General features: G+C 70.6%; 8 protein-coding genes and 1 tRNA gene. 7 read left to right on the top strand and 2 right to left on the bottom strand.

Features of this window, described 5'->3' with window-relative positions; translation table 11 throughout:
* Positions 1-37 precede the first annotated feature (37 nt).
* The gene (locus OG599_RS11965; protein WP_327175970.1) at positions 38-628 is read left to right on the top strand and encodes a lytic polysaccharide monooxygenase auxiliary activity family 9 protein; all 591 of its coding nucleotides are present in this window, start codon (positions 38-40) and stop codon (positions 626-628) included.
* Positions 629-871: 243 nt separating this feature from the next.
* Here OG599_RS11965 and OG599_RS11960 read toward each other — a convergent pair.
* Positions 872-945 (bottom strand) — tRNA-Lys (locus tag OG599_RS11960).
* A 249-nt stretch (positions 946-1,194) separates the two neighbouring features.
* Between OG599_RS11960 and OG599_RS11955 the strand changes: the two genes are divergently transcribed.
* The 6 genes from OG599_RS11955 to OG599_RS11930 all read left to right on the top strand — a co-directional run bounded on the left by OG599_RS11955 (position 1,195) and on the right by OG599_RS11930 (position 10,483).
* Positions 1,195-2,202 carry a LacI family DNA-binding transcriptional regulator gene (locus OG599_RS11955; protein ID WP_327180005.1) on the top strand — a complete coding sequence of 336 codons (1,008 nt, stop codon included), beginning with the start codon at positions 1,195-1,197 and terminating at the stop codon, positions 2,200-2,202.
* A 182-nt stretch (positions 2,203-2,384) separates the two neighbouring features.
* A complete protein-coding gene (locus OG599_RS11950; protein ID WP_442809422.1) occupies positions 2,385-3,755 on the top strand; it encodes an extracellular solute-binding protein in 1,371 nt (456 codons plus the stop codon).
* 2 nt (positions 3,756-3,757) lie between these two features.
* Positions 3,758-4,804, top strand: coding sequence for a carbohydrate ABC transporter permease (locus OG599_RS11945; RefSeq protein ID WP_327175969.1), 1,047 nt, complete (start codon positions 3,758-3,760; stop codon positions 4,802-4,804).
* A gap of 11 nt (positions 4,805-4,815) precedes the next feature.
* On the top strand, positions 4,816-5,703 hold the full coding sequence (locus OG599_RS11940) for a carbohydrate ABC transporter permease (protein WP_327175968.1): 888 nt from the start codon (positions 4,816-4,818) through the stop codon (positions 5,701-5,703).
* 86 nt (positions 5,704-5,789) lie between these two features.
* Complete coding sequence (locus tag OG599_RS11935; RefSeq protein ID WP_327175967.1) at positions 5,790-8,732, top strand: CBM35 domain-containing protein; 2,943 nt, start codon at positions 5,790-5,792, stop codon at positions 8,730-8,732.
* A 74-nt stretch (positions 8,733-8,806) separates the two neighbouring features.
* Positions 8,807-10,483, top strand: a complete 1,677-nt coding sequence (locus OG599_RS11930) for a glycoside hydrolase family 13 protein (protein ID WP_327175966.1) — start codon at positions 8,807-8,809, stop codon at positions 10,481-10,483.
* 66 nt (positions 10,484-10,549) lie between these two features.
* Here the strand turns inward: OG599_RS11930 and OG599_RS11925 are convergent, their stop codons facing one another.
* On the bottom strand, positions 10,550-11,308 hold the full coding sequence (locus OG599_RS11925; protein WP_327175965.1) for an IclR family transcriptional regulator domain-containing protein: 759 nt from the start codon (positions 11,306-11,308) through the stop codon (positions 10,550-10,552).
* Positions 11,309-11,634 lie beyond the last annotated feature (326 nt).

Below are 11,634 nucleotides of genomic sequence, written 5' to 3'. Positions count from 1 at the left end.
TCACCGAGAAGTCCCCCATGTCCCTGAGGAGCGAAGCATGCGTAAGAGGGCAAGCGCGGCCGTGGTCGGCCTGGCGATCCTGGGCGCTTCGGCGCTCGCCACCAGCAGCGCCAGCAGCCACGGCTACACCGACAACCCCATCAGCCGCCAGAAGCTCTGTGCCAACGGCACGGTCACCAACTGCGGCAACATCCAGTGGGAGCCGCAGAGCGTCGAGGGCCCGAAGGGCTTCCCGACCGCGGGTCCGGCGGACGGGGCGATCTGCTCCGCCAACCACGGCGAGTTCGCGCAGCTCGACGACCCGCGCGGGGGCAACTGGCCCACCACGCAGGTCACCGGCGGCCAGTCGTTCAACTTCCGCTGGCAGTTCACCGCCCGTCACGCCACGACGGACTTCCGGTACTACATCACCAAGCAGGGCTGGGACCCCACGAAGCCGCTCACCCGGGCCTCGCTGGACTCGCAGCCGTTCCTGACGGTGCCGTACAACAACCAGCAGCCGCCGGCCACGCTGACCCAGACCGGCACCATCCCCAGCGGGAAGACCGGCCACCACATCATCCTGGCGGTGTGGACGATCGCGGACACCGCGAACGCGTTCTACTCCTGCTCGGACGTGAAGTTCTGATCCCGGCGCCGGAGGCGGGTGGCGGCTCGACGGCCCCCGTACCGGCATGGGCGCGAGAAGCGCCGGTCCGAGAGGCACCGGCGTGAGTGAGGCGGGGGGCGCGGCCGGCGACGGCCGGAGGTGACGCCCCGCAGATGAAGCGCGGCCGTTCGGGCGGGACGGCCGAGCCCACGAAACACCCGTGGAACAGCAGAACGCAGTGGGGCGGTCTCCGGTGCCGGAGACCGCCCCACTGTCGTGTCGTGCGCCGCCAGGGACTCGAACCCCGGACCCGCTGATTAAGAGTCAGCTGCTCTAACCAACTGAGCTAGCGGCGCCTGCTGACTCGAAAATAATACCTGGTCCACAGGGGTGCTGGTGACACCCCTGTTCGGGGCGGGGTGGGGGGCGGTCGTGCGGCGGACCGTTCTGCGCCCCGTGCCGCACCTCCGTGCCCCTGTGCCGCCCCCGTACCCGGCCCCGTACCCGCGAGAACGCGCCGGGCGCGGGGCGTGCGTCAGCCAAAGTAAGTTTCTTACGTAAGTGATCTTTCTTTTTGCGTTCATTCTTGTCACGCTGACCTCGTGATGAATCGAAGGATCTCCGAAGTCGCCGCGTACGCGGGCGTCAGTACGGCCACGGTCGGCCGCGTCCTCAACGGGCGTACGGGTGTGTCCGCCCCCACCCGCGAGGCGGTGCTCGCCGCCCTGGACGTGTGCGGCATCGAGCGGCCGGTGGGGATGCGCGGGGAGCGGGCGGCGCTGATCGGGCTCGTCGTGCCCGACCTGCAGAACCCGGTCTTCTCCGCGTTCTCCGAGGCCCTGTGCGTGCTGCTGGACAGGCGGGGGCTCATCCCCGTGCTCTGTACGCACAGCCAGGACGGGGTCTCGGAGGCGCACTACATCGAGATGCTGCTCCGGCAGAACATCGGCGGGATCGTCTTCGTGGGCGCCAGTTACGCCGACGCGGGGCCGGAGCACGGCCGGGTGCTGCGGGAGCGCGGGGTGCCGATGGTGCTGGTCAACGCGGCGGACGAGAACTCCGGCGTGGCCCAGGTGCGGGTGGACGACACGCTCGCCGCCGAGCAGGCGCTCGCCCACCTCGCCGCCCTCGGGCACGAGCGGATCGGCATGGTCCTGGGGCCCGGCGGGCACGTCCCCTCCGCCCGGAAACTCGCCGGGTTCGCGGCCTTCTGCGGCCGCCGGGGCATCGCGCCGGAGGAGTGGCGGCGGCTGGTCGCGCACGCCCTGTTCACCATGGAGGGCGGGGCCACCGCGCTGCCCCGGCTGCTCGCCGAAGGGGTCACCGGGATCGTTTGCGCGAGCGACGCACTGGCCCTCGGGGCCATCCGCGGGGCCCGCCGGCAGGGGCTGCGGGTGCCGGAGGACCTGTCGGTGGTCGGCTTCGACGATTCCCCGTACATGGTGGCCACCGACCCGCCGCTGACCACCGCGCGGCAGCCGGTCCAGGCCATGGCGGCGGCGGCCGTGGCCGCCCTGGTGGGCCAGATCGAAGGGCGTGCGGATGCGAACGACCTCCTGATGTTCGACACCGAGCTGATCGTGCGCGGCTCGACGGCGGGCCGCCCCCGCTGAGGTGTCCGGGGGAGGCCCGTGGACGGGTGCCGCCGGACAGCTCCGTGTTACCGGGGCAAGCCCTGCTGATTACCTTCTTGCGCAGATGCATTGACTTCTTGCGTAACGGGCTTCTACCTTCAGCGCTGTTCGCGTGCATCGGGTCCCGCAGCCCGGGGGCACCCATCAGGAAGGCGATTCGCATGAATGGCATGGCCGGCGTCAGCAGGCGTCAACTTCTCGGTTCGGCGACCGCGCTCGCCCTGGGCCTGGCCCTCACGGGCTGCGGCGGTTCCTCCGGCTCCTCGTCCGGCGTCGACGAGAACGGCGTGGTCACGGTCAGCGTGAACGGGATGCCGGCCAAGACCCAGCCCGAGGACCGCAAGGACTTCGAGGAGCTGGTCAAGCAGTTCGAGGCCGCCCACCCCAAGATCAAGATCGACGCCCGCGAGGGCCAGATGGACCCGAAGACCTTCGCGGCCAAGCTCGCCGGGGGCCAGCTGGAGGACGTGTACTACGTCTACTTCACCGACCCCGCCGGGCTCATCCAGCGCCGCCAGGCCGCCGACATCACGAAGTACCTCAAGGACGTCCCGTACCTGGACCAGGTACGCCCCGCCCTCCAGGACGTCTTCAAGGGGCCCGACGGAAAGATCTACGGCCTGCCCACCGGCAACTACTCCCTCGGCCTCGTCTACAACCGCGCCCTCTTCAAGAAGGCCGGGCTCGACCCCGACAAGCCGCCGACCACCTGGGAGGAGGTGCGCACCGCCGCGCGGAAGATCAGCGCGCTGGGCGACGGCACCGTCGGGTACGCCGACTACAGCAAGAACAACCAGGGCGGCTGGCACCTCACCTCGTGGATCTACTCCATGGGCGGGGACGTCGCGACCCAGCAGAACGGGAAGTGGAAGGCCGCGTTCGACAGTGACGCCGGCCGCAAGGCGCTCCAGGCCCTGCACGACATGCGCTGGACCGACAAGTCCATGGGCACCCGCCAGCTGCTGGAGATCGCCGACGTCCAGAAGATGATGGGCTCCGGCAAGCTCGGGATGTACATGGCCGGCCCGGACAACATCCCCACCATCGTGAAGCAGTTCGAGAGCAAGTACGACGACTACGGTCTGGCCGCCCTGCCCGGCACCGCGACCCTCGGCGGCGGCGACGGCTTCATGTTCAACCCGAAGGCCTCCCCGGAGAAGATCAGGGCCGGGCTCCAGTGGATCCAGTGGAAGTACCTCAACCCGGACCGCGAGGAGGAGAACGTGAAGAAGTTCTCCGGCCTCGACGTCCCCATAGGACTCCCGCAGCCCAACCTCTTCGACGGTGCGGCGCAGGCGAAGAACGACGCGATCCACGCGAAGTACGCCAACGTCCCGCAGGCCAACTACCAGCCGTTCGTCGACCGCAGCGACGACGTCGCCGTCAAGGTCGAGCCGCCGAACGCGCAGCAGCTCTACACGATCCTCGACGGGGTCATGCAGTCCGTGCTGACCAAGGAGGACGCCGACCTCGACCAGCTGCTGGCGGACGCCGCGAAGCGCGCCGACTCCGTCCTCGCCACGGTGAAGTGATCATGGCCGGTCGACCGCTCCCCACCTCCCCGGCACGCGCCGACGCCCGCGACCGGACCCCGGTACGGAACGGAGCCCCGGCACCCGCCGGGGCGTCCGGGCCCACCGCGAAGACCTCGCCCGACCGGACCCCGGTACCGCCCGCGGGCCCGGCCGGCCGGGGCGGGGCGGCGACCGCCCGCCGCCGGCGGAGGGTGCGCGAGAACCTCGTCGCGTACCTCTTCCTCGCCGCCGGGGTGATCTGCTTCGCGCTCTTCTCCTGGTACCCGATCGTCCGCGGCATCCTGCTCGGCTTCCAGCAGGTCACCTTCGCCCAGCCCGCCGAGTGGGTCGGGCTGGACAACTTCCGCCGGCTCTTCGAGGACCCGCTCTTCCTCACCGCCTGGAAGAACACCGGCTGGTTCACGCTGCTCGCCCTGGTCTTCGGCTTCGCCGCCCCGTTCGCGACCGCCGTCGTCCTGAACGAACTGCGGCGCGGCAAGGCGTACCTCCGGATGACCGTCTACCTGCCGGTCATGCTGCCCTCGGTCGTCACCATGCTGCTCTGGCGGTGGTTCTACGACCCGGGACCGGGCCTCTTCAACAACGTGCTCGACGTCTTCCACCTCCCCGCCCAGCAGTGGCTGGAGTCGGAGAACCTCGCGATGGTCTCCCTGGTCCTCGTCTCCACCTGGGCCAACATGGGCACCACCACCCTGATCTACCTCGCGGCGCTGGGCGGCATCCCCGGCGAGCTGTACGAGGCGGCCGAGCTCGACGGGGCGTCGATCCGGCGGCGGCTGTGGCACGTCACGATCCCGCAGATGCGGTTCATCCTGATGATCACCCTGCTGCTCCAGGTCATCGGCACCATGCAGGTCTTCGTGGAGCCGTTCGTCCTGACCGGCGGCGGACCCGACGACGCCACCGTCACCGTCCTGCTGCTGCTCTACCGCTACGCCTTCGTCTACAACGACTTCGGCCTGGCCAGCGCCATGAGCACCGTGCTCTTCGTGGTGCTCGGCATCTTCGCCGGCGTGTATCTGCGCCTGACCCGGAGCAAGGGCTGAGAGGAAGAGTCATGGCCGCCGAAACACCCACCCGCACCCTGATCGCGCCCACCGAGATGAACCGGCGCGTCGGCCGGTTCCTCCACCGCTTCGTGCTGACCGCCACCCTGATCGGCTTCACCCTCGCCTTCGTCTTCCCGCTGTACTGGATGGCGTCCGGCGCGCTGAAGTCGTCGAGCGAACTCGCCGCCCCCACCCCGACGCTCGTCCCGGAGAGCTTCCACCCGGAGAGCTACACCGACGCGTGGACCAACGTCGGGCTCGGCCACTTCTTCCTCAACACCTTCGTGCTCGCCCTGGGCGCCTGGCTGACCCAGCTGCTCATCGACGTGACCGCCGCGTACGCGCTCTCCAAGCTGCGCCCGCTCCTCGGCAACGTGATCCTCGGCATGATGCTGGCGACCCTGATGCTGCCGGTCTCCGCGCTGCTGGTGCCGACGTACCTCACCGTGGTCGACGTACCGATCCTGCACGTCAACCTGATCAACACCCCGTTCGCCGTCTGGCTCCCGGCGGCCGCCAACGCCTTCAACATCTTTCTGCTCAAGCGCTTCTTCGACCAGATACCCGCCGAACTCCTCGACTCCGCACGGATCGACGGCGCCGGCACGCTCAGAGTCCTGGTCTCCGTGGTGCTGCCACTCTCCCGGCCGGTCCTCGCCGTCGTCTCGATCTTCGCGGTCGTCGGCGTCTGGAAGGACTTCCTCTGGCCGATGCTCGTCCTCCCCGACGAGGCGAAGCAGCCCATCACGGTCGCGCTCAACCGGCTGGCCGAGTTCATGCCCGCCAACCAGCTGCTCGCCGGAATGGTCATGGCCAGCATTCCCCTGCTGGTCCTCTTCCTGATCTTTCAGCGGCACATTATCGCGGGCCTCACCGCGGGCAGCGTCAAGGGCTGACCCGCGCGCCACCGGTCCCTCTCGCGAGCACCACCCCCTTACCCCCGCACGTCCAGGGACCCCACCCACAGGAAGGGCACATCGCCGTGTCTCCTGCACCACGCCGGCGCCCCAGCGCCGTACGTCTCGTCGTCCCCCTGCTCCTGTCCATGCTCGGTGCCCTGCTGCTCGGCGCCACGACCGCGACCCCCGCCGGGGCCGCCACCACCGCGCTGGAGGCCGAGTCGGCCCAGCTCTCCGGCGGTGCGGCGGTCTCCACCGAGCACTCCGGTTACACCGGAACCGGGTTCGTCGGCGGTTTCACCGACGCCCACAAGGGCGCCGCCTCCGTCGCCTTCTCCGTCCAGTCCTCCGCCGCCGGAGCCGGCTCGGTCTCGCTGCGGTACGCCAACGGGACCGGCGCCGCGATGACGCTGAGCCTGTACGTGAACGGGTCGAAGGTCCGGCAGGTGAGCCTGGCCGCCACCGCGAACTGGGACACCTGGTCCACCCGCGAGGAACAGGTGACGTACGCACAGGGCGCGAACACCGTCGCCCTCACGTTCACCACCGCCGACAGCGGCAACGTCAACCTCGACAGCCTCACCGCCACCACGGGCACGGGGACCGGCACGGGTACGGGCAACGGCTCGTCCGGCCTGGAGGCCGAGTCGGCGCAGCTCTCGGGCGGTGCGGCGGTCTCCACCGAGCACTCCGGTTACACCGGAACCGGGTTCGTCGGCGGTTTCACCGACGCCAACAAGGGCGCCGCCTCCCTCACCTTCTCCGTCCCCTCCACCCTCGCCGGGAACGGCTCGGTCTCGCTGCGGTACGCCAACGGCACCGGCGCCGCGATGACGCTGAGCCTCTACGTGAACGGGTCGAAGGTCCGGCAGGTGAGCCTCGCCGCCACCGCGAACTGGGACACCTGGTCCACCCACGACGAGCAGGTGACCTACGCCAAGGGCACCAACACCGTCGCCTTCACGTTCACCACCGCCGACAGCGGCAACGTCAACCTCGACAGCCTCACCGCCGCCACCCCGACCGAGACCGGTCCGGTCACCCTCACCCACCAGGCGGAGACCGCGTTCGTCTCCGGCGGAGCGACCACCGCCGCCACCACCAGCGGCTACGAGGGCACCGGCTACCTCACCGGGTTCACCACCGCCGGCGCCCGCGCGGTCCTCGCGGTCAACGCCCCCTCGGCCGCCACCTACCCGCTGGTGCTGCGCTACCGCACCCCGAACGCCACCGCCGCGACCGTCACCCTGCTCGCCAACGGCACCAAGGTCCGCGTCCTCACCCTGCCCGCCACCAACGGTGCCTGGGCGACCGCGAGCACCGACGTGCCGCTGCGCGCCTCGCTCAACCACGTCACCCTGCGGACGGCCTCCGGCGACAACGGCAACCTCCAGCTCGACGGGGTCACCGTCACCGGCTCCACCCCGAACGCGGTGCGCGGCGCGACCCTCCCGTACACGGCGTACGAGGCGGAGGCCGGCACCACCAACGCGTCCACCACCGGCCCCGACCGCACCTACCTCACCGTGGCCTCCGAGGCATCCGGCCGCCGGGCCGTGGTGCTCGACCAGACCGGCGAGTACGTGCAGTTCACGCTGACCCAGCCGGCCGACGCGCTGACCCTGCGCTACTCGGTACCGGACAACGCGGCGGGCACCGGCACCAGCGCCACCCTCAGCGTGTACGCCAACGGCACCCAGGTCCGCGACCTCGGCCTCAGCTCCACGTACAGCTGGGTGTACGGCGCGTACCCGTACACCAACACCCCCTCCCAGGGCTCCGCGCACCACTTCTTCGACGAGACCCGCACCCTCACCGGCCACCTCGCCGCGGGCACCGTGCTGAAGTTCCAGAAGGACGCGGGTGACACCGCCGCCTCCTACACCCTGGACCTCGTCGAGACCGAGGCCGTCCCGGCAGCCCTCACCATGCCGTCCACCGGATTCGTCTCCGCCACCACCCTCGGCGTCACCCCGGACGACTCCACCGACGACACCGCCGCCCTCAACACCGCGCTCACCGCGGCCACGTCGCAGGGCAAGGGGCTCTGGCTGCCCACCGGTACGTACGACATCTCCGGGCACGTCGACCTCACCGGGGCCGACCTCCGGGGCGCGGGCCAGTGGTACACCGTGCTGCGCGGCAAGAACGGCAAGGGCGGGCTCTTCGGGCGCGGCGGCACCAGCAACGTCCAGGACCTGACCATCGCCGGGGACGTCCGCTACCGCGACGACGCCAACTTCGACGCCGCCGTCGAGGGCGACTTCGGCAACGGATCCAGCCTGACGAACCTCTGGATCGAGCACACCAAGGTCGGCCTCTGGATCGACGCGCCCACCACCGGGCTGTACGCCTCCGGGCTCCGCATCCGCGACACCTTCGCCGACGGCGTCAACCTCCACAAGGGGACCGCCGGCAGCGAGGTCTCGCACAGCAGCGTCCGCAACACCGGTGACGACGGGCTGGCCATGTTCTCCGAGGCGCAGGCCGTCAGCAACAGCGCCTTCCGCTTCGACACCGTCCAACTCCCCCTGCTCGCCAACGCCGTCGGCATCTACGGCGGCAACGCCAACCGGGTCGAGGACAACCTCCTCGCCGACACCGTCACCGGCTCATCCGGCATCGCGATCAGCAGCAGGTTCGCTCCCGTGCCGTTCAGCGGCACCACCGTCGTCCTGCGCAACACCCTGACCCGGACCGGCGGTTACGAACCCAACTGGGCGAGCAAGCTCGGCGCCCTGTGGATCTACGCCGACTCCTCCGACATCACCGCACCCATCCTGCTCCAGGACAACACCGTCCTCGACAGCACCTACAGCGGCCTTCTCGTCTCCTGGCAGAAGAACGTCCAGTCCCTCACCGTCACCAACCTGGCCATCACCACGGCGGGTTCGTACGGCATCGAGATCAACTCCGCGGGTTCCGGGACCTTCTCCGGCACCACCGTCACCGGAGCCGCCGCCGGCGGACTCTCCCTGGCGGGCGGCTTCACGGTCAACAGGGGCTCCGGCAACACCGGCTGGTGACACCCGACCGGTGCGGGCCCGCGCCTGACCGTGGGCCCGCACCACCCCGTATCCCCACAGCAAGGAGTCTCAGAGTGACCACCCCCTGGTGGCGGCACGCCGCGATCTACCAGATCTACGTACGCAGCTTCGCCGACGGCGACGGCGACGGCACCGGCGACCTCGCCGGAGTCCGCGCCCGCCTGCCGTACCTGCGCGAACTCGGCGTGGACGCACTGTGGTTCAACCCCTGGTACACCTCGCCGATGGCGGACGCGGGGTACGACGTCGCCGACTACCGCGACATCGACCCGCTCTTCGGCACCCTCGCCGAGGCCGAGCAGCTGATCACCGAGGCCCACGACCACGGGCTGCGGGTCCTCGTCGACCTGGTGCCCAACCACTGCTCCGACCAGCACGTCTGGTTCCAGCAGGCACTCGCCGCCGGACCCGGCTCCCCGGAACGCGAGCGCTTCTGGTTCGTCCCCGGCAAGGGCCCCGACGGCGGGCTCCCGCCCAACGACTGGAACTCCTACTTCGGCGGCCCCGCCTGGACCCGGATCACCGAGGCGGACGGCACCCCCGGACCCTGGTACCTCCACATGTTCGCCCCCGAACAGCCCGACCTGAACTGGGAAAACCCCGACGTGCGCGAGGAGTTCGAGGACGTCCTGCGCTTCTGGCTCGACCGTGGCGTCGACGGCTTCCGGATCGACGTGGCGCACGGACTGGCGAAGAAGCCCGGACTGCCCGACGTCGGCCCCGACCCGGACGTCACCGACCTCCCGTACCAGGACTGCGCACCCGTCCACGACATCTACCGCTCCTGGCGGAAGCTCCTCGACACCTACGACGGCGAACGCGTCTTCGTCGGCGAGGTCTGGCTGCCCAGCCCGGAGCAGTTCGCCCGCTACCTGCGCCCCGACGAACTGCACTCCGCGTTCAACTTCGACTTCCTCTGCTGCGCCTGGGACGCGAAGGCCCTGCGCGGCGTCGTCGACTCCACCTTCGCCGCCCACGCCCCGGTCGGCGCCCCGCCCACCTGGGTGCTCTCCAACCACGACACCATCCGCCACGTCACCCGCTACGGCCGCGAGGACACCTCCTTCGACATGGGTGACAAGCGGCTCCTCGACCCCAGCGACCCGGTCCTCGGCCGCCGCCGCGGCCGCGCCGCCGCCCTCCTCACCCTGGCCCTCCCCGGCGGGGTGTACGTCTACCAGGGCGACGAACTCGGCCTGCCCGAGGTGCAGGACCTGCCCGACGCCCTCCTCCAGGACCCCACCTTCGTCCGCTCCGGCGGCACCGACCGGGGCCGCGACGGCTGCCGCGTCCCGCTGCCCTGGGCGACGACCGGCACCTCGCTGGGCTTCTCCGTCGGCGACGCGGAGGTAGGCGCCACGGAGGCGGGGAACCCGCAGGTCGGGGCCGTGCGGGCCGGGGGCGCCGCCGCCCCGTGGCTGCCGCAGCCGGCCGACTGGTCCGCGCTCAGCGTGGCGGCCCAGGAGGCCGACCCCGACTCCGTCCTCGCGCTCTACCGCGCGGGCCTGGCACTCCGCCGGGAGCTGCTGGTCGAGCTGCCGGAGTCGCTGACCTGGGTGGACGCCGGGCCCGACGTGCTGGTCCTCGACCGGGGCGAGGGCTTTCGCTGCGTGGTCAACCTGGGGGAGCGCCCGTACGAGCTGCCCGCCGGCGCGACCGTACTGCTGGCCAGCGGCGAGCTCACGGACGGCGCCGTGCCGCAGGACACCACGGTGTGGCTCACCCGCTGAGTCCGTGGGGAAAGGAGGGGGCGGACCGGTCCGACCGGTCCGCCCCCTCCGTCCGTGCCGGGGAGGTCAGAGCGCCAGGGACAGCAGGACCGGCGCGGCCTGCCGGTTCAGCAGCTCGGCGGCCTCGCGCAGCCGGTAGGTGTCGCCGACCGGGAGCGACAGCGCCAGGCAGCCCGCCGAGCCGCCCGCGGTCAGCGGGACCGCCGCGCAGACCGTGCCCACCGCGTACTCCTGGAGGTCCAGCATCGGGACCGTCGAGGGGTGGTGGTCGAGGGTGGCCAGCAGCACCTTCTCGTCCGTGATGGTCCGGGAGGTGAGCCGCGCCGGGCGGTGGCGCGCGATGTGGTCGCGCCGGGCGTCCTGGTCCAGCTGGGCCAGCAGGCACTTGCCGACCGCGCTGGCGTGCGCCGCCGAGCGGAAGTCCACCCACTCGCTGACCGCCGGGGTCAGGGGGCCGTCCAGCACCTGGACCACGGTGACCTCGCCGTCGACGTACCGGCTCATGTAGACCGCCGCACCGACCGTGTCGCGCAGCTGCGCCAGGATCTTCTGGAGCCGTTCCTCCAGGGCGAGGCGCCGGGTGGGGCCCGAGCCGAGGAGGAGCAGCGAGGCGCCGAGGACGTACGCGCCGTCCGCGATCTGCTCGACGTACCCCTCGCGGCGCAGCGTCAGCAGCAGGGAGGTGAGGCGGGCGGACGGCAGTCCGGTCTCGCGCAGGAGCTGCGTTTCGGTCACGCCGTCGCCGTGGTGGGAGACCGTTTCGAGCACGCGGAAAGCGTGCTGCACCGCGTGGAACGGCGCCGTTGGTTCCGGTCGCAATGTCACGGTGCCCCCTGCCCAAGGTCCGACCGCAAAGCCGTGCGTCCACGATAGTGGCCAAGAAGTGCCCATGGCAGGGCTGTTGACCACTTCTTGTCCCTTCTGGGCCGTCCCTGGTCTGGGGTGCACCCGTGTGGCATATGCCAGAGACATGAACGCTCCTGGCAAATGCCAGGTCACGGCCGGTGCGCGGACGTTCACATGCCGGGGGAATTCCTGTGGAGAACCAAAGATTTTTTCGGCCACGGGGATTCGACCACCTGTCCCTCGTCGAACATCAGCGCCGATTTCGGGGCGGTGCGGCCGGATTCCTTACTCCGGCACCGCGATGC

Source organism: Streptomyces sp. NBC_01335 (assembly GCF_035953295.1).
Taxonomy (GTDB): domain Bacteria; phylum Actinomycetota; class Actinomycetes; order Streptomycetales; family Streptomycetaceae; genus Streptomyces.
The sequence above is the reverse complement of the archived record's forward strand: the minus strand, read 5'-3'. Positions and strand labels throughout refer to the sequence as shown.